The organism is Sulfitobacter albidus (assembly GCF_018200035.1).
Classification (GTDB): Bacteria; Pseudomonadota; Alphaproteobacteria; order Rhodobacterales; family Rhodobacteraceae; genus Sulfitobacter; species Sulfitobacter albidus.
The window spans coordinates 35,905-53,299 of sequence record NZ_CP073584.1 but is presented as its reverse complement, the minus strand read 5'-3'; the positions used below and the strand labels follow the sequence as shown (position 1 = coordinate 53,299).

The following is a 17,395-nucleotide window of genomic DNA, read 5'->3' as shown; positions in this document are numbered from 1 at the left end:
CAAAGGGGCGGCCACAAAAATGCCAAACGGTGATGCTTCATTCGACGCAAACGAATTACCGGAGGCCATACACATGGAAGATGATATTTGGGCTGACCGTGCTTTCTATGATGATGGCGAATGGGTGCATTGGTCTGAGATCGAAGAGCAAGTTCGTTTCAAAGAGTGGGGTGCGAAATACCCGAACGCACGCAAATCTTTGATCCCATATTTCGAGGAGCTGTTGTCGCTTGCCGAAGGGTATCATATGGAAACCGGCCTGCATCTGAACGTTTACGGCGATATTGGCGAACTCTATGGGGCCATCACCCATGGGCTCAAACTCCACAAGACCTATGCACAGGGATCTGATGGCAGGCTTGGGAATGACTTTATCGAAGTGAAGACGATAACCCCATTCAAGCAAAAAGATGAGGTCACAGTTAAGCTCACGGGAAACTTCAACAAACTGTTGGTCGTGCGCATCAATGAAAATTTCGAAGTTTCTTCCAAGCTGGTTGACCGACAATCGCTGCCTAAAACCAAAGGTGATTTTGTCCGCGTCAAATGGAGCGATCTTGAGCCCGTTCTCGAAGCCGCTCAGTAGGAAAACCAGTCTGAATGCCCCATGTTTCCTTCGTAATCACCAAATTCGACCATGATGTCGCGTGAGTAGAAGTTCCCAAACCCACGTCCAACCGGCAGTAGAATGGTTTGCCCGCATTCGGAGACAAATGAGCTCGGCCAACGGATGCGCGAGCCGTAGACACGCGCGATATATCGGCAAGTTCTGTTTTCGCGGTCACAAGACCGAATACTCCAATCCCACTGCCTGGGATCGTCACGCGGCGTGTAGGACCGACCTGTGAACCAAATCACATGAGTACGGTTGAGCCATTCGTATTCTGGCAGGTTCGTATCAACCTCGCCCTCTCCACCCGGACCACCCAATTCGATGGGCACTGCAGCGAAGGTGCAAATCCCAAAAGGCGGTCTGCTGGGCCACGGCGTAATGCGGCGGATCATTGTCCGATAGGCCCGCGCACAGACAGCGCTCGGAGGAAATCCACCCGCCATACAGAGCATAATCGCACAATCAATGTCGTAGGCCTGCGCCTTCTGGGGCGAACTGAGCGTCGTTAAAACACCAAAGAATGCTGACAAAATAAGCCGTTTCATCGGAGACTCCTTTGCTAGGTTTCATCCTATGGTTTAGCATTTTGTTAAATTATGCAATATATCATATTGACTCAATGTGTCTTTCCGCTTGTACTGGGTCGGACTAGAAGGGCTCTCAGGGGGAGAGTCCAAATGCCGATAGCGCGCAATCAAATCTTGATCACACTCGATGGGGTCAAAGACCTTCAGAAGAGGGAAGTTGCGTTCCGCTGCCGGTATGAACTCGTGGGGTTCACGGACGATGGCAAGCCGCGCTACCAGTGCATCTACTTGCGTGAGGGCGAACCCGAAGCCATTCTTGTGTCCACACGGATCACACCGCTCGGCCCCGAAGCACGGTACTTCAATATCTGGCCGGGGCTTTTCAAGCACCATCTCGAGTTTGGCGACGGGCGCGATCTGCGTTTTGATGCTGACTACGGCATTACCCTCGAGGGCAACGGCTGACGTTTTAGCGTTTCGCGCTGACGGATCGGCTACGGCATCTGGCTGGACGTTTCACGGAACACGCCCGAGCTGGGTAAGTGCTGAGGACGCTATCGAGGTGCCAGCGGTCGAAGTGGCCCGCGTTGCGCCCGCCACTGGAGCCTCACCCCAAGTTCTCTCACTCATTCGCCAGACAGCCATTCGCCACCAAAACAACAGGGCCATCGCACGAGCAGACCTTTCGACGCGAGACTGGCACGTCTTGTTTCAGGCAATGATTGAAGCAGAGAGCAGTTACAATCCGGCCGCCGTCAGCCCAAAAGGTGCCTACGGCTTAGGGCAATTAATGCCCGGCACGGCGCGCGAGCTTGGGGTCGATCCGCGCAATCTCTCCCAAAATCTCGACGGCGCGGCACGTTATCTACTGGCACAACTCGCGGAGTTCAGCAGCGTTGATCTCGCTTTGGCTGCCTACAACGCAGGCCCGCACCGTGTCGTGCAATATGCAGGCGTCCCGCCATTTGCAGAAACGCGAGGCTACATCGCGCGTATCCACGTCATTCGCCAACGGCTGTCGGGTGGATCATCACTGACTCCTTCAATTCGCGTGGCCAGCACAGCGCCAACACGCGCGCCCGTCATTATCGACCTGAACTGATCAAGGACATTTTCATGCCAAGACACCACTCACGATACCTGCCACTGATGGCCGCAACTCTGGCGCTCGCCGCCTCCCCTGCCTTCGCGCAAGACTTGTCGCCCATTCAAACCATGCTGGAAACGGTCGAAGCCGCACTCACGGGACCAATTGGCATTGCCGTGGCCACACTGGCGGTCATTGGCACAGGCTTCATGTGCATGATGGGACGGCTGAACTGGGGATGGTTTGCCTCTGTGATCATCGGGATCGTGTTGATATTCTCGGCGGGCACAATCGTTGATGGCTTCACCTAAGGCTGGGTTGTGACAATGGCAGAACGTTCCCCCCTTTTCCTCGGCCTTGCGCGACCACCCAAGTATCTGGGTCTCCCTGTCGGTTATCTGGTGGTCTTGGCCATGGGGGTCGTTCTGCCGTTTATCTGGACGAAATCTCTGATCTTCTTCCTGATCGGGATCATCGCCTATCCGGTCCTTTGGTTCGTCGCAGACAAAGAGCCTCATTTCTTTGAAGTGCTGCGCATCTCCTTCGGCACCGTGCGTCCGACCAAAAGCCGCGCACATCATGGGGGTGACAGTTTTGGCGCTTGATGGTGGTACTCTGAGCGGCATCGGCCCGGCGGTGCATGAAGCTGGTGGAACAGGCTTTGCCCGTGAAAGCTACCTTGCAGAGCACCTGCCCTATTTTGCTCTGACAACGGATGATGTGATGGTGCTGCGCGAAGGCGATCTCCTCGCAACTCTTCGCCTTGATGGCCTGAACCCGATGACCACCGAGGACGACCGTCTTGATGCACTCAAGCGTGCTGTTGCTGCGATCGTAGCGCAAACTGGGAATACGTTCGGTTTCTACATCCACCGTGTCTCTGTTCCACAAGACTTGGATCTGAAACCTGTTGAGGGTGATACCTTCGCATCCCACGTTGATGCCCGTTGGGCTGCTCACATCAAAGACCTGCGCCCTTCCAAACGGCAGATGTATTTGAGCGTCATTCGGCGCCCTAATCTCGCAGCACGCATCCCGTTTCTACGGGCGCTCGCACGCAAAGCTTGGATCAAAGACCGTGCAGCGCGTGTGCAAGAGCTCAATGAGGTTATGGAATTTTTTGCGGTTGCTCTCTCTTCGGCAAACCCGGTTCGCTTAACAAAGACGGGCGGTGAATGGCTCGGCTATCTGAATACACTCAACGCAGGCAGCTTTTCACCCATCGCATTTGGTCGAAGCCCCCTTCCCCTTTCTCATACTATCAGCGATTGCCGCGCGACGTTTGATGGTGATGTGATGACAATTACTTGCGCCACAACGGGTGCTGTCAAATATGGCGCGCTCTTTAGCATCAAATCCTATCCCGCACTGACAGACGTGACGCTGCTTGATGCCTTGGATCTGCCCCTCGATATTGTGTTGACCAATTCCTTCAGTCCAATCCCGAACAACATCATGGCCGAGCGCATCCAGCGCATTATCAGGCAGATGCATGCCTCAGATGATGCCGCTGTGTCTTTGCGCGACCAACTGGCCTTGGCGGCAGACGATCAAGAGGCCGGACGCATCGCGTTTGGCGACCATCACCTTTCCATCGCCGTTTATGCGCCCGACCGTGACACGCTGGAACGCGCCGCCGCGCAGATCAAGCGGGTCGGCCAAGAAATCATGGCCGTGATCGTGCGCGAGAATATGGCCCTGAAAGCCACCTATTTTGCACAAAGCCCGGGCAACTTTGGCTACCGTGCCCGCAAGACACCAATCTCTTCAACCAATTTTGCTGATTTTGCAGCCCTTCACGGCAGCGTTGAAGGGCGCAGCAATGATAAAAGCCCATGGGGCCAGAGCATCGCCGTCCTGCCAACGGTCGGCACATCAGGCTATCGCTTCAACTTCCACGAAGCAGGCGCTGCAGGCAAAGAACCTACAGTGGGCCACACGCTTGTATTGGGCCGGACTGGAACTGGCAAAACACTCACCACAGCTTTCCTCACCGCCCAAGCGCAACGTGTGGGAGCACGCCTATTCTTCTTTGACAAAGATCGCGGTTTGGAAATGGCCGTCCGAGCCTTGGGTGGCCGTTACAATGAAATCCGCGCAGGTGTGCCGACGGGCCTCAACCCGCTCGCCTCTGAAACCGATGAACGTGGCCGCGCGTGGTTGTCCGATTGGTTGGCGACCTTGCTGACGCGAAGTGGTGCCCTTTCAGGCGAACAATCGCGCCATATCCAAGGTGCTGTGACACAGAACGCGGATGCTGGTGCCGCTCTCCAACGTTTCGCCAGCTTTGAGACCTTGTTCCAGTCTTTGGATGATGATGGTGAGCTGCAGTCCCGCGTCGCAGAATGGGCACCCGGTGGTCGGTTTGGCTGGGTCTTTGATGAACCCGAGCGCGGGCAAATCCTTGATCTTTCGGGCGATATCGTCGGGTTTGACATGACTGAGATCCTTGACATGACAACCGAGCGCATGGCGGTGCTTTCCTATATATTCCGCCAAATCGAACGGGTCGTTGAGGACCGCCGACCCACCATCATCGTCTTGGACGAGGCGTGGAAGCTGCTCGATGATCCCTATTTCGGCGCACGTCTGGAAAACTGGCTGGTAACCCTACGCAAGATGAACTGCGTCGTGATCATGATGACCCAGTATCCCAGCCAGTTGCGCGATAGCCGCGTGGGCAAAACCATTGTTGAAACCGTCCCGACGCAGATTCTGTTTCCCAACGACCGTGCCACGGTGACCGATTACGATTTCCTGCGTGTGAACGCCAAGGAAGCCGCATTGCTCGTCCAACCCACCATTGGCCAACGCATTGCGCTGGTGCGCTCTGCTGGCGACAGCGTCTTTGTCGATGCTGATCTCTCTGCGCTTGGCGACTTGCTACCAATTCTTGGCGGCGGGGCCACGGGTGAGGCCCGCGTGCCAGCCGACTGGCGTTCAAATTCTGATTTTTGGAGACCTCAATGAGATTTTTCCCACTTTTCGTCATAGTAGCCGCGGTGCCGCTGCTATCGGCGTGCGAGCAATACACCGAGAAAACATCACCCTGTTTGGGTCGCAATGGTGAGCCCGTGGTGACACGCGCAGTGATATCCTTCGCGGCGACAGCACCCGTTTCAGACCAGGGCAGCAAGGACTGCACCTTCGAAGCCCTGCCGCGCCCAGAATGATCCGCGCTGCAGTCATAACTGCGGGGCTCCTCTTCTGCCTACATGCGACCTCGGGCTTCGCCCAAGGCGTTCCAACGCAAGACAATGCCGCGATCGGGCAAACCATCGCACGCGTGACCGCATTGGGTCAGGACTTGGGAACCCAAGGCGACAAAGAAGCCGAGCGGGCTTCCATCGCTGACGTGCAAGCAGATCAGCTGCGCACGCTCGAAGCCATTTCTGCGGCGATGACGGGTCCAGGCTTTGATATCAGCGCCCTTGAAGGCGACGCGGATTTTGGGGTCGCTTCGGTATACCCGAACACTGACACAAGCCCGATGAACAGCCGTCTCTTTGGCGAGGGCCGTGAAACCGTCGAGATGATGATTGTGCGGGTGGCAGGCGAATATGCTGGTGCGCCGGGCGTGGCACGGGCGGGTCTTTCCGCCACGCAATGGCGCTGCTTGTTCCAGGCACTGATCAAGCAAGAAAGCCGGTTTAACATCACCGCTGAAAGTCATGTCGGTGCTTACGGCCTAACTCAACTCATGCCCGGCACCGCATCGGACATGGGCGTAAATCCTTATGATCCGATGGACAATCTGCGCGGCGGCGCGCGCTATATCACGACCCAGCTGAACCGCTTTGGCAACATCCCACATGCGCTCGCTGCCTATAACGCAGGCCCCGGACGCGTGATTGAGTATGGCGGTGTGCCGCCCTTCACAGAGACCCAAGGTTACGTGCGCAATATTTCCAAGTTCTACAACGAATACCTCGCCCTTGTGGGCGGCGCGGACGCGCTCGGCACGCTGTCATCCTCGGACTTTGCTCTCGCTGAATACGCCAACATCTCGGATGCAGGCGTCTACTATGCGGCAAGCAGCCACGCCACGACGATGCAGGTTATCAACCGACTGCGCGCGATCATTCTGCAAATCGATGCCCAACCCAATGCCAAAGCCGCGTGGGAACTCAACACCTACGCCAAAGCTGAAATCGCCCGGATTTTAAATCTGCGTGTCAGGTTGATGGCAGCCAACCAACAGCGCGAAGCGGCCCATGCGCAGCATCTGGTCGCAGATCGCCTATCCGAGCGTGAATTCATGCAAATGGGAGTGCCAAATTGAAACAGCTTCTACTTTCGGTCGCGGCGATAACCGCCCTCGGCCTATCCACCCCCGCCCGCGGGCAAGGCGTGCCGACGTTTGATGGCTCACAACTAGGTCAACTGGTCGCGCAGCTTGAACACATGGCCGAAGACCTGAATGTGCAGCTGCAACAGTTGGCCACGATGCGGTTGGAACTTGAGACGCAACTTTCCCAGCTTCTAAATTTGGAAGCTCAGCTCACGTCGCTGATCGAAGGCAGTGGGTTGAGCGATCTCTTCGCATCCATCGAAGAATTCCGGGCCTTGCGCGGCAAACTGGTCGCGCCGCTGAATACGGCACGGGCATTGGCTGATGGCGATTTCCTGAGCGGTTTCACTCCGGGCGCTGAACTCGAAGCCTCGGTTGAGCGGGTATTATCAGGAAGCGGATTTACATCAGAGACATTGAGCACCCTTTCTTCTTCACCTGAGCCTGCCGACAACCGCATCGCAACCTCAGCAGGCGCCAGCGCCATGTTGTCCGTGGCTGCCCAAGAAAGCCATGCAGAAGCCGGGCAGAGCTTGGAACGCCTCGAGACAATGGTTGGCTTGATAGACGATCAGGACGGCTTGAAAGCAGCCGTTGATCTCAACACACGGGTCACAGCGGAACTCGGCATCATCCTAACGCAAATTTGGCGACTGGAGGCGGCACAAGGTGTCAGCGCAGGACAACTTGGTGTTGTTGATGCTGCGACGCTTGCAGACGAGCGCCGGTTCAGATCAATGGCGGTGGATCCATGATGATGCGCCCTTCGCCTTCGCTTTGGTCTACAGTTGCAGCGCTGCTTATCGCGCTGCCTGTCTCCGCTTTTGCTGAAACACCTGACGCGACATCCAGCGGGCCAAAGCCATTCAGCTCAATGGCTGTCACACCAGATGCCGAGGAGTTCTGCCGCGTGCCACGTCCGCCTGCTGATCTCGCTGAGACCGCTTATCTGCGCAACGGCTATCGCGCGATATTGCGTATTCTTGTCGCCGAGCGACATCTTGAAGCCGAGACCTGTGATTGCCTCTTGAGCGAGTTTACATGGGACATGGCACTCGCAGAACTGCTGCGCTTTCAGACATCTAACAATCCTCGCCTGCCCTTCAAAGTCCTTGATCTCTACGCAATGGCCGATGCCCTTGAGGCCGAGCACACAGAGGCCTGTACCGAGTAGATGGGGATTATTCGCGATATCCTCGACCAAGTCGATGCAGCCGTCGACAGCGTTGCGCAAGATGGGTTCATCTCGTCAGCCGCTGCTGTTGGCGATGTCATCACCGCAGGAGCCATCCTGTTGCTGATCTTGTTGGGTATCAATGTCGTCATGCAACTCAGGCCCATGACCTTTGGCAGTGCCTTCGCGTTTGGAGCCAAGATTTCGCTGGTCGCCATCTTCGCCCAAAGTTGGGATAATTTCAGCGTCATCTACGGGATCGCAACACAAGTGCCGGACTCCATCGGCGCATCAATTCTTGCGCTTACGGGATCTGGCGATGAGGCGGGCGTATATGAAAGCCTCGACAACATGGTGGCCCGCATCACGGCCTATGGCGATACCATCGGTGATCAAGCAGGCTGGGTCTTTGGGGCTGTGCTTGGCGCGATCTTCTTTGTTCTCTCAGCACTCTTCGCAGCAGTAACAGCCGGGATCATCGCTTTCGCCAAAATCGTCTTCGCACTGATGATCGTGATCGCCCCATTCATGATCATCACATCGCTTTTCAAGCCAACCCAATCCCTTTTTGAGGCCTGGAGCCGCGCGACCATCGGCTATGCCTTGATGCCCGTCGCTGCTGCTGGTGCTGCTGGCATCATCGTGGCAATCGCTGAGGCCATTGGCGATGCCTCAGCCGATCCCGTCGATGTCGAAACCGTCAGTCTCATCCTGCCATTCTTGGTCATTCTGCTCCTGAGCGCCGGGATTATGGCATCTGTTCCCTACATCGCGTCCAACTTAACCGGAGTGATGGGCATTGCATCCAACGCAGTTGGGCTGACGGGGCTGGCGCGACGCGGCATCGTCAACACCGGAGACTATGGCACGGGCAGTGCCACGCGCCTTGCAACGGGCAAATCACCCCAAGAACTCCAACAAGCGGTGAACAGTGGCGTTGTCAAAACCGGCGAAGCAATCCGCGGAACACCAGCAACAGCGCTTAACACCGTCAAGTCCTTCCGCGCCCCGTAACGAAAGACCAACACCAAAAATGAAGAGCCAATCGAGCCAAGACCAAAGCGACGCCTTTGCTGTGGATTTCATCTACGGCCCGCGTAGGCGCGAGCGCTTTGCCTATTTTGTCGCTGCGGCGGGCGTTCTGGTTGGGCTGGCAGGAATTGTCGCTGGAGCGAGCTTGTTCCCACTCAAGTCGATCGAAACTTTCGTTGTCGTTGTCGACAAGGAAACCGGCCAAATGGACCGTGTTGCGGCTGTACAAGCGCTGTCGTTGTCCGAGAGTGACGCCATTATTCAGGCCAACCTTGTCGCTTATGTGGATGATCGAGAAACCTATGATCTGACCGACGGCGAACAACGGATCAATTCTGTGCTCGAACGCTCAGACGGCGATGCCGCACGAACTCTGCGTGATCTTTGGACCTCGTCCAACGAAGACTATCCGATTGCTGTCTATGGCCGCGATGCCGTCATCGAAGTTGTCATCAAATCTGTGAACCAGATCGAAACTGGCGTGGCGCAAGTGCGATTTACCCGCACACTGCGCCGCGCGCGCGATACGCGCTCGGTGACCCGCAGCTATGTAGCCACAGTTGGCTATGCCTTTGAACCTGAAACCCGCCAACGCCTGCAAGACGTCTGGGCCAACCCCCTGGGCTTCGTGGTCACCTCTTACCGCGTCGACGCCGAGACTTTGGAGAACTGATCCCTTGAATATCGCTGCCCGTTTGATCTGCGCTGCCGCATTGCTATCGGCCACGCCCGCCCTGTCAGAGGCCGTTCCGCGAAGCGGGTCGCTCGACAACCGCGTGCGCAACGCCACTTATGTTGAAAACCAAGTCTTCGTGATAGAGACTGACCTGCGCCATTCAACGACCATCCACTTTGGGGCGGGCGAACGATTTGACGCGGTCATTGTCGGCGACACCGAGAGTTTCCAAGTCGATCCCATACCAGAACTTGGCAATGTCCTGACCATCAAGCCGCATGTGCAAGGTGCCTCAACCAACATGACAGTAATCACCAACCGCCGGACCTATTCCTTCCATCTGCGCGAAGGGGCCATTCCGGGTCGCTCGGGCATGTTTTTTGAGGTGCGGTTTCGCTATCCAGAGGATGAGCGTCGCGCGGCAGCGGCCAACACCCAACCCAAGGGCTTTGAGGCCCCGCGCAACTACAGCTACCGCGTCGCGGGCGAAGGGGATTTCCGTCCAACGCATATCTACGATGACGGGCGGTATACCTACTTCACCTTCCCTGAAAACGGACGGCAACCCGCCGTCTTCAAAGCAGACGATCAAGGTCGCGAACGCACCGTGAACTGGACCCAGCAAGGCAACACTGTTCGCGTACTTGGGGTCAACCAATTCTGGACCTTGCGGATTGGCGACGAGGCCATCTGCGCTTTGCGCGATAACAGCGCAATTTATGTGAGCAACTGATCATGGCAGATGAGAACACACCCGACCTGCAGGACCGCCTCAGCACGTTTAGCCAGAAGGGCAAAACCAAACGCCGTGGCGGTAATATCGGTGTCGGTGCACTGGCCATCGCCCTTGCGCTTGGCGCAGGTGGCGCAGCTTATTTGCTGGCGACCAATCTGCAAGAAGGAAAAGAAGGCCTAGAAACATCCGACGTCGAGACTTTTCAGGACCAGCGCACCGGAAATGGTGGGCGGTTGGAATTCCCGCCGGATGAAGCGGACCAGCGGGTCAATGACGCACTGATCGCAGTTGAAGAGGCCCTCGATGTTCCGGCCCCTGCCCCAGCACCCGTAGAGCCAAGTGCAGCAGTCCTGGAAGAAATCGCGAAGCTGCGGGAAGCGCTTGCTGCGAGCCAATCTGCTCGCAACGCTGAAATTCAGGAAGCTGTGTCTGATCTGCGTGAAGCGTTTCAGGTACAAACCGATGCACTTGAAGCCTCGATTGCCGCCAAAGATACCGAGATAGAAAACGCGCAGCGACAGAACGAGGCACGTCTGGCCGGCTTACAGGCCATGCTGGACGCTGAACGAGCGCAGCGCGAAGGGCTTGAAGCAGAAATGGCGCGCGACGGGTTGATAGCAGATCAACGGTTGCTCGAAGAGCGCCAGCGTCAGGAGGACGAACAACGTCAGCGTGAAGCGGAACGGGTAGCACAAGAATTGCTGACAGCACAGATCGTTTCGCCTTCTGTCGTTTATGCAGATGGTCCGCGGGCCACATCCGCTGGCGGAACAAATCAAAATGCTGATGTGGCAGGAGCGGATGGACCAACCCTTTCTGAAAACGAGCAATATCTACGCCAAGGTGCACGACCGTTGGACGTTCAAGAAGCATCCCAGATGGCCTTTCCAGAACGAACGCTTTCGCAAGGCTCTGTCATCCAAGCCGCGCTGCAAACAGCAATCAACAGTGACCTGCCGGGATCTGTTGTAGCAGTTGTGTCTGAACCGGTGCCTGCGTTTTCTGGCAATCAGATCCTGATCCCACGTGGCTCTCGCCTTTTTGGCCAATATCGGTCTGGGATTGAGTTGAACCAGAAACGCATCCTGATCCTTTGGACACGCGTTCTAACCCCAGATGGGACGTCGATAGAAATTGCGTCCGTTGGCGGCGACCAGCTTGGGCGCTCCGGGTTAACAGGGATCGTTGATGCGAAGTTCGCTGAACGCTTTGGTGGCGCGGCGCTGATCTCGCTCATTGGCGCAGCACCCGCTGTCGCTGCAAACAGTACCGACAATGAGACAGCTAGCGAAGTTCTTGAGGGGGTTTCAGGCGATCTGGAAGACGCAGTGGGATCTGTGATCGCCGAGCAGGTTTCGATCGCACCCACTATATATATTGATCAAGGCGCATCCGTAACCGTTATCGTCGATCGAGATGTGGTGATCTATTGAGCCAATCCCCACTGCCTGCGTCGTACTTGGAACGATATCTTGAGCCGTTTCGAGACCTGTTACTGCGCGACGATGTCGTCGAAATCGCTATCAACCCTGATGGCAAAGTATGGATCGAGGCCGCAGCTGACGCCACAATGCGACACGAAGGCCAAACCGTAGACCGTGCCACAGCATTCAATATGGCACAGACAATCGTCGGTGATGCCAATGCGCGCGTCTCAGAGAAAAACCCGCTAGTGTCTGGCAAAGTTGAATATGCAGACCGACCTCTGCGCGTTCAGGTCGCGGTTCCACCAGCCATCGAACAGGGTGCTTCGATCACGATCCGTCTCTTCGCCACAGGCGGCGTGAAGGGGTACAAACCATCATATCTTTTTGGCAAAGCTGTCTCGCTCGACCAACTAAGGGCTGAAAAGATGAAGGAAATTGCCAGCCAAGCTGAAGAAAATCTTGAAGCCGCTTTAGAGGCCTTAGTACATCAAAGGCTCAATATATTGATCAGTGGTGGCACATCGACAGGCAAGACCACCTTTGCTCGACATCTCCTTACTCATGTCGATGATGGCGAACGACTGATCACGATTGAAGATGCGTTTGAACTGTTCCCTAGCCAACCCAATACCGTTGGCCTTCTGGCAAGTCGCAGCAGTGGATCACAGAGAAGTTCGAACGCGCTTCTGCAAGCGTCTTTGCGGATGCGCCCAGACCGTATCATCGTCGGGGAACTGCGGGGAGACGAAGCCTTGACTTACCTCGAAGCAATCAACACCGGACATGGTGGGTCAGTCTCAACCATCCATGCGGAAACAGCTGAACTTGCAATCGATCGGTTAGCCATCATGGTCTTGCAGGCCGGGACACCGCTGACCTTTGCTGAGGTGAGGCAATACATTCAGAAGTCTATAGATGTGATCGTCCAGCTAGGGCGGATTGATGGTAAACGCGGAATCGCTGAGTTTTATTTGCCCAACTAGAATCCATAAAGCGCGGCGATCGCAGCCATTCGCTGCGCACCGTATCGACTTACAGAATGCGGGAAAAGCGGCAGTTCGCCACGAGATGCGGAAATGACCGCCTTACTCAAAGTTCAGCCATTTGATATTCACCGAAATCCGTTCTCTCTCAACCAGATGCGGTCTTCCGGTGGCAGCCAGCGCAAGAACTCAGAGACAAGATGCGAATGCCCGAAATAGTGCAGCCTCGAGAAGGCCGTACCACCCTGATCATCCTGTGAGCGTACGTCTACTCCGTGGTCCACAAGTGTTTGAAGTAGCCATAAATTACCGATTTCGGCCGCGTAAAGGAATGGCGTTAGTTTCGAGGGTCCAGCAAGTGCATTCACATTCGCGCCGCCATCGAGCAAAAGTTTCACGACGTTGCGCATGGCTGGTGAGTCTCCTTTGACAAAATGCTTTGCGAGTCCGGGAAGAATTTCCGACTCTTCTGGGGAGTAGCGTGACATCGTATGCACTTGCTCGTCGCGAAAAGGCGAGCTTGTTTTGCGTAAGAACGCAGGCATGTCGAGACCTCTACCCTGCTGTAACGCTGAGCGTGCCATTGTCATCGGATTAACAAAATGGCTGACGGATTCGTAGAGCGCCGTTTGCTGGTTTAGACTAGTAATTTCGACCTCCGCCCCTTTCTCAAGGAGGCTTTGTACGTAGTCTGAACTTCCCAAACTAATGGCCATCAGTAGCGGAGATTTACCACCTTTCGTTTTGACGTTGATTGTTTCTGTTGAGGTCACCGCAAGCAGCGCTTGCACGCAGGCATCATCTTCGCCCTGCAGTGCATTGAGGAGCGCTGACCCGTTGTTCCTGTCTAAAGCATCGGGATCAGCGCCGACGCGTAAAAGTTGCCGAACCTTTTCGACCTGACCGAGATTAGCAAAGAGCGAAAGTTGCGGTGTCGGAGTCGGTCCGTATCCCTTAATGACGCGGTTTGGGTTGCGTAAATCTGGTTTGCGCTCTTCCCATTCCGGCATAATCATTAGGTAATTGCTAAGAGGGTCGGCATTGTCAGCCGACTGCGCCTCTGGAAAAAGCTCCGGAAAATCCCGGGAAACAGACAGATCAGCATCTGGAATGTCTAGATCCAACCCCAAGCCATCACACCACCCTTGCCACTTTGCAAGAACACGTCGCTTTCCGAGTTTGCTGGCAAGGTTAAGGATATAGTGCAGACAGCTCTTCATCTGGGTCGCGCTGCGAAATTGAAACCAATTGGCGGCGGTCTCAAACGCGTCTAGTGCATCGTCATATCGCCCCACCTGTGCAAGATATCGCCCGCGATAAAAACAGAGACCAGCAAGACGTTGTTGATCGTGCAGAGAATACTCAAGCTTTTCAAACAATGCTTCGACCCTAAGAAAATCCCTATCTAATTTCGGTCGCCGAGGATCCGTGAGTTTCGCAATTTCATTAATTTTACTTTCGTCGGAGGCACTTAGACCGCAGGTCTTCAAATATCTTGGCGATCGCGCTAAATCTAAGAGCGCAGCCTGGATTGCATCGAAGTTAAACGGCAGCTCATACCCGTCAACATGTCTGGCTGGATCAACCATGCTGAATTCGCAGTATTTCCGGTACATACGTGCAACAAGAAGCGCCCGAGCGAATTCACGATCCCAGTTTTTCATCAACGGTAGTATCGTATGAATTTGCGGGTCATGTTCGCCTTTGGACCAGCCTTTGATTGAGCTTTCCCAGTTTTCTTGCCCTCTGCGGAGCACAGGCTGGACATCGATCTCAGCCGCAAGGCCTGCAAGCCCATGGTCTTTCACACGCGATTGCCACAAGAGCCTTGTCGCCTGATCGGGTTTTCCAAGAATCTCTTGGGGATTAACACCAGTTATGTAAAGTACGTTTCGAAAAAGGTTCTGGAACAATCCATATGCAACTCGGTCAAACACGCCCCGTACCACGCCAGCGGGTAAAGCTGCGCAATCCAGCCTAAGGCTTAGCAAAGTGTATCCATGCAGCGCTTCCAAGAAGTCGGTCTCGCCCCAAATGTCATTGCCATTCGCTATATGAAATTCCGCCAAATGCGCCTTCAGCAGGTCGTTCGCGGCTTCAGGAGAGATCGGTTTCCCCTTTCGCAGACGTTGAAGTTCCTTCTTTAGCGCCTCTTCGTGCTGGTCATCGACATGCGACATCGCGCGGATCAGGAACGCGATGATCTCGGATGGCTGCGGAATAGGGGTAAGGGTTTCTGTCATGCCATCAAAGCCTGTTTTCGCCGCAGTCTTGCGAGTTCGCATTTCACATTCCGGGAGGCGCGTACATCGCTTGGAGTTTTGGAAAAAACGAGCATGCCGCCTTCGGGCAGAAACAGCTTCCCATGCTTCTTGCCGCGTACAAAACGTGCCCCTGAATTTACGGCGTCGGAAATTACCTTGTTCAAATCTTTGTCTCGGGAATAGTACATGTCTCACCTCGATAACGGGATGGTGGCGTTACCACCATCCCGACCAGTTTATTTCTTAGAGCTGCTACGGTTGGAGCTTTTTGCAGCGGCACTCTGAGCACGTGCGGCGAAACTGCCTTTTGCTGTTTGCCCGCCAGTCTTTGGGGCGGTTGCGGATTGAATACGTCCCGCAGCTTTCGAGTTCATGGCTTTGGTTTTGGACATCCTGTCTTCCTTTCATGTTTGAGGATGTCTTAGGAATACGGAAATTATACCGTGCTAAACAGAAACAAGGTCGGGACACGAACCGGATATTTTGCATCAACCATAGTGAATGCGGCTAATCATTTACTTGAATGAGTTCAAAAATGTGCAGATTGCACATTTCTGCAAAGTCCGGTCTCTGCGCATCGCAGTCGTCGGTGCAGTTTACAGCATCAGACACTCTGGGTTCGAAGGGTGAATTCGCTACGGCTTTCCTGAACGACCGCTGTTGGTCGCGACAACAGCCTCTATTACCCCAACAATTCCTCGATAAGCTCCTCCCGCATATCCAGCGTTCTGTCCCAAGCCTTCGGCACATCCGCCTCGCGCTCTAGCGTCTCCGGCACAGGCTGCTGCTCCATTTCAACCCCTTCAGCCATGACCCGCATCCCCCGCGCCTCGCGCCGTTCTGCACGATCTCGCGCCGCTGGCTGGCCCACGGTATCACTTGTCCCCTGCTCATTACCGACATCACCCCACGGCCCAGCACCTTCTACACTTGGTGGATAAGGAAACGGCTTGTCCTGCTGCTTGGCATCCATCGCCTTGAACATCGGGTCATCGTAGTACTTAATCCGCTGCGCCTTGATCGGATGCTGCGGTGACGCAAGGATGATCACCTCATCCGGATCCATCAGCCGCGCCTCGGTTTCTGACAACAACGGCCGTTCTTCCAATCGCGCCGAGGTGGACGTTGCACCCAGTATCCCCTTGTTGCGCCCATACATCCGCGTCACCGCCTCGCGAGTCGTGCTCCCAACAGCGGCCGACACTTCCTTCACGGTGCGTTGGTCCCGCGGTGTGATGTAGAGCTTGAGCCCTGCCCCGTTCTCCAAGCTTTCTCGCCCTTCGGGTCCATAGATCCGATCCAATGATGCCAGCGATTGCGCGATCATTGCCACCCTGCCCCCATAGCTCGCCAGCGAATGGATCGCGCGTTCCAGATACGGCATCGCGCCCATCTGCTGGAATTCATCAATCATCATCATGACAGGCCATGGCTCATCCGGTCCTGGCTCTTTGAGACGGATGGACGCAATCAGATCAGCGAACATCAGGCGCAACAGCGGCGCCAACGTCGCGATGTGGTCCTCGGACACCGCGATGTAAAGCGACTGCGGTTTCTTCCGAAACGTTGCAAAATCAAAATCGCTGCCTTGGGTCGCTGATCGTACCGCCGGATTGTCCCACTGCTTGAGCCCTGCAGTCATCAGCGCCTGAATATTTGAGGTGAGCAATCGCGATGACGCGCTGGCGGCATTGGTCCAAAGCTCGCGCAGAATGGCTTCTTCGGCTTCATCGGCATAGGTTTTGTATTGCGCGTTCTTGTATTCCCCGCCCGCGACGATCTTGTTCACCTCGCCGAGGTTTGCCGTTCCACGCTGGATGGCCAGCAAACAGGCCGCAACAAAGATCGACTTGCCAGCTTCAGAAAAGGTATCCAGCGTCTTATTGTCCTTATCGAGGAACAGATCAGCCAAGATGCTGACTTCCGTAAACCGCTGCGCAAAGCTCGGTGCCTTGGCGATGCGCGACAGCGGATTGTAGCGATGCGTGGCATTGGACCAATCAAACGGGCTGAAGCGATAAACCTCGTCGCCATTAAGCGCACGCAAGCGGGAGGTTTTCTCAAAGTTCTCGCCTTTGACATCGAGCACCACAACCGACCCCGCGAAGGCCATCAAGTTCGGGATAACGAAGCCCACACCCTTACCGGCCCGCGTTGGCGCCACCATCATCACGTGCGGGATCTCCGCTGAAGAAATGAACTCGCTCTTTGACTTCGGCAGCCCAAGCTTGCCGCACACAAACCCCTCCCCCGGCTTGTGAAGCATATCATTTTTCATGAGCTCGGGTTTGGTCTGCCAATGCGCTGAACCATAATCATCGCGTTCCTTCTTCCAGGTCCAAGCAAGTGCGAGACCACCTAGGCCAATAGAGCCAAAGCCAACCGCACCGTAGGCCACTTTGAACGCTTCGGGGTGTGCCGCGCGCAATCCCGCGCTGGCGTTCCAAACCGCCAGCATGTCGAAATTGCCAAACCCCGTGCGCAACGCCAATGCCAAATAGAAGCTGGCGACGATTGTTCCAAGGATCGCGCCGCAGATTACGCCAAAGGGCAGTGCCGCCCAAAGAGGAAATGCTTTGTTCATC

The 17,395-nt window shown here is 55.5% G+C and carries 17 protein-coding genes; 14 read left to right on the top strand and 3 right to left on the bottom strand.

Features of this window, described 5'->3' with window-relative positions; all coding sequences use genetic code 11:
• The first annotated feature begins 73 nt into the window (after positions 1 to 73).
• Positions 74 to 586: a hypothetical protein gene (locus KDD17_RS18245; protein WP_212706522.1), complete on the top strand. Its 513-nt coding sequence runs from the start codon at positions 74 to 76 to the stop codon at positions 584 to 586.
• Here the strand turns inward: KDD17_RS18245 and KDD17_RS18240 are convergent.
• Complete coding sequence (locus KDD17_RS18240; RefSeq protein WP_212706521.1) at positions 580 to 1,158, bottom strand: hypothetical protein; 579 nt, start codon at positions 1,156 to 1,158, stop codon at positions 580 to 582. The genes KDD17_RS18245 and KDD17_RS18240 overlap by 7 nt on opposite strands.
• A 132-nt stretch (positions 1,159 to 1,290) precedes the next feature.
• Between KDD17_RS18240 and KDD17_RS18235 the strand changes: the two genes are divergently transcribed.
• From KDD17_RS18235 to KDD17_RS18175, 13 genes are all read left to right on the top strand, one after another.
• A complete protein-coding gene (locus tag KDD17_RS18235; RefSeq protein WP_212706520.1) occupies positions 1,291 to 1,605 on the top strand; it encodes a hypothetical protein in 315 nt (104 codons plus the stop codon).
• A gap of 97 nt (positions 1,606 to 1,702) precedes the next feature.
• The gene (locus KDD17_RS18230; RefSeq protein ID WP_254797010.1) at positions 1,703 to 2,242 is read left to right on the top strand and encodes a lytic transglycosylase domain-containing protein; all 540 of its coding nucleotides are present in this window, start codon (positions 1,703 to 1,705) and stop codon (positions 2,240 to 2,242) included.
• A 14-nt stretch (positions 2,243 to 2,256) separates the two neighbouring features.
• Positions 2,257 to 2,538, top strand: a complete 282-nt coding sequence (locus tag KDD17_RS18225) for a TrbC/VirB2 family protein (protein WP_212706519.1) — start codon at positions 2,257 to 2,259, stop codon at positions 2,536 to 2,538.
• Positions 2,539 to 2,553: 15 nt separating this feature from the next.
• The gene (locus KDD17_RS18220) at positions 2,554 to 2,832 is read left to right on the top strand and encodes a VirB3 family type IV secretion system protein (RefSeq protein ID WP_212706518.1); all 279 of its coding nucleotides are present in this window, start codon (positions 2,554 to 2,556) and stop codon (positions 2,830 to 2,832) included.
• Positions 2,807 to 5,197, top strand: a complete 2,391-nt coding sequence (locus KDD17_RS18215) for a VirB4 family type IV secretion/conjugal transfer ATPase (RefSeq protein ID WP_212706517.1) — start codon at positions 2,807 to 2,809, stop codon at positions 5,195 to 5,197. The genes KDD17_RS18220 and KDD17_RS18215 overlap by 26 nt, the downstream gene beginning before the upstream one ends.
• 199 nt (positions 5,198 to 5,396) lie before the next feature.
• On the top strand, positions 5,397 to 6,509 hold the full coding sequence (locus KDD17_RS18210; RefSeq protein ID WP_212706516.1) for a lytic transglycosylase domain-containing protein: 1,113 nt from the start codon (positions 5,397 to 5,399) through the stop codon (positions 6,507 to 6,509).
• Positions 6,506 to 7,273 carry a type IV secretion system protein gene (locus tag KDD17_RS18205; RefSeq protein ID WP_212706515.1) on the top strand — a complete coding sequence of 256 codons (768 nt, stop codon included), beginning with the start codon at positions 6,506 to 6,508 and terminating at the stop codon, positions 7,271 to 7,273. The genes KDD17_RS18210 and KDD17_RS18205 overlap by 4 nt, the downstream gene beginning before the upstream one ends.
• Positions 7,270 to 7,692, top strand: a complete 423-nt coding sequence (locus tag KDD17_RS18200) for a hypothetical protein (protein WP_254797008.1) — start codon at positions 7,270 to 7,272, stop codon at positions 7,690 to 7,692. The genes KDD17_RS18205 and KDD17_RS18200 overlap by 4 nt, the downstream gene beginning before the upstream one ends.
• Entirely contained in the window at positions 7,693 to 8,706 is a 1,014-nt protein-coding gene (locus tag KDD17_RS18195; RefSeq protein WP_212706514.1) for a TrbL/VirB6 family protein, read from the top strand.
• A gap of 19 nt (positions 8,707 to 8,725) precedes the next feature.
• Positions 8,726 to 9,397 carry a VirB8 family type IV secretion system protein gene (locus KDD17_RS18190; protein ID WP_212706513.1) on the top strand — a complete coding sequence of 224 codons (672 nt, stop codon included), beginning with the start codon at positions 8,726 to 8,728 and terminating at the stop codon, positions 9,395 to 9,397.
• A 4-nt stretch (positions 9,398 to 9,401) separates the two neighbouring features.
• Complete coding sequence (locus tag KDD17_RS18185; RefSeq protein ID WP_212706512.1) at positions 9,402 to 10,133, top strand: TrbG/VirB9 family P-type conjugative transfer protein; 732 nt, start codon at positions 9,402 to 9,404, stop codon at positions 10,131 to 10,133.
• A 2-nt stretch (positions 10,134 to 10,135) separates the two neighbouring features.
• The gene (locus KDD17_RS18180; RefSeq protein ID WP_212706511.1) at positions 10,136 to 11,569 is read left to right on the top strand and encodes a TraB/TrbI/VirB10 family type IV secretion system protein; all 1,434 of its coding nucleotides are present in this window, start codon (positions 10,136 to 10,138) and stop codon (positions 11,567 to 11,569) included.
• Between the two features lie 26 nt (positions 11,570 to 11,595).
• Positions 11,596 to 12,546: an ATPase, T2SS/T4P/T4SS family gene (locus KDD17_RS18175; RefSeq protein WP_212706510.1), complete on the top strand. Its 951-nt coding sequence runs from the start codon at positions 11,596 to 11,598 to the stop codon at positions 12,544 to 12,546.
• Between the two features lie 128 nt (positions 12,547 to 12,674).
• Here KDD17_RS18175 and KDD17_RS18170 read toward each other — a convergent pair whose 3' ends face one another.
• Both KDD17_RS18170 and KDD17_RS18165 read right to left on the bottom strand, forming a co-directional pair.
• Positions 12,675 to 14,789, bottom strand: a complete 2,115-nt coding sequence (locus tag KDD17_RS18170) for an ankyrin repeat domain-containing protein (RefSeq protein WP_212706509.1) — start codon at positions 14,787 to 14,789, stop codon at positions 12,675 to 12,677.
• 703 nt (positions 14,790 to 15,492) lie between these two features.
• Positions 15,493 to 17,394, bottom strand: a complete 1,902-nt coding sequence (locus KDD17_RS18165; RefSeq protein WP_212706559.1) for a type IV secretory system conjugative DNA transfer family protein — start codon at positions 17,392 to 17,394, stop codon at positions 15,493 to 15,495.
• Position 17,395 lies beyond the last annotated feature (1 nt).

Coding starts and splice junctions, on each gene's coding strand:
- KDD17_RS18245 (WP_212706522.1), top strand. CDS start 74: ATGGAAGATGATATTTGGGCTGACCGTGCTTTCTATGATGATGGCGAA.
- KDD17_RS18240 (WP_212706521.1), bottom strand. CDS start 1,158: ATGAAACGGCTTATTTTGTCAGCATTCTTTGGTGTTTTAACGACGCTC.
- KDD17_RS18235 (WP_212706520.1), top strand. CDS start 1,291: ATGCCGATAGCGCGCAATCAAATCTTGATCACACTCGATGGGGTCAAA.
- KDD17_RS18225 (WP_212706519.1), top strand. CDS start 2,257: ATGCCAAGACACCACTCACGATACCTGCCACTGATGGCCGCAACTCTG.
- KDD17_RS18220 (WP_212706518.1), top strand. CDS start 2,554: ATGGCAGAACGTTCCCCCCTTTTCCTCGGCCTTGCGCGACCACCCAAG.
- KDD17_RS18215 (WP_212706517.1), top strand. CDS start 2,807: ATGGGGGTGACAGTTTTGGCGCTTGATGGTGGTACTCTGAGCGGCATC.
- KDD17_RS18210 (WP_212706516.1), top strand. CDS start 5,397: ATGATCCGCGCTGCAGTCATAACTGCGGGGCTCCTCTTCTGCCTACAT.
- KDD17_RS18200 (WP_254797008.1), top strand. CDS start 7,270: ATGATGATGCGCCCTTCGCCTTCGCTTTGGTCTACAGTTGCAGCGCTG.
- KDD17_RS18195 (WP_212706514.1), top strand. CDS start 7,693: ATGGGGATTATTCGCGATATCCTCGACCAAGTCGATGCAGCCGTCGAC.
- KDD17_RS18190 (WP_212706513.1), top strand. CDS start 8,726: ATGAAGAGCCAATCGAGCCAAGACCAAAGCGACGCCTTTGCTGTGGAT.
- KDD17_RS18180 (WP_212706511.1), top strand. CDS start 10,136: ATGGCAGATGAGAACACACCCGACCTGCAGGACCGCCTCAGCACGTTT.
- KDD17_RS18170 (WP_212706509.1), bottom strand. CDS start 14,789: ATGACAGAAACCCTTACCCCTATTCCGCAGCCATCCGAGATCATCGCG.
- KDD17_RS18165 (WP_212706559.1), bottom strand. CDS start 17,394: ATGAACAAAGCATTTCCTCTTTGGGCGGCACTGCCCTTTGGCGTAATC.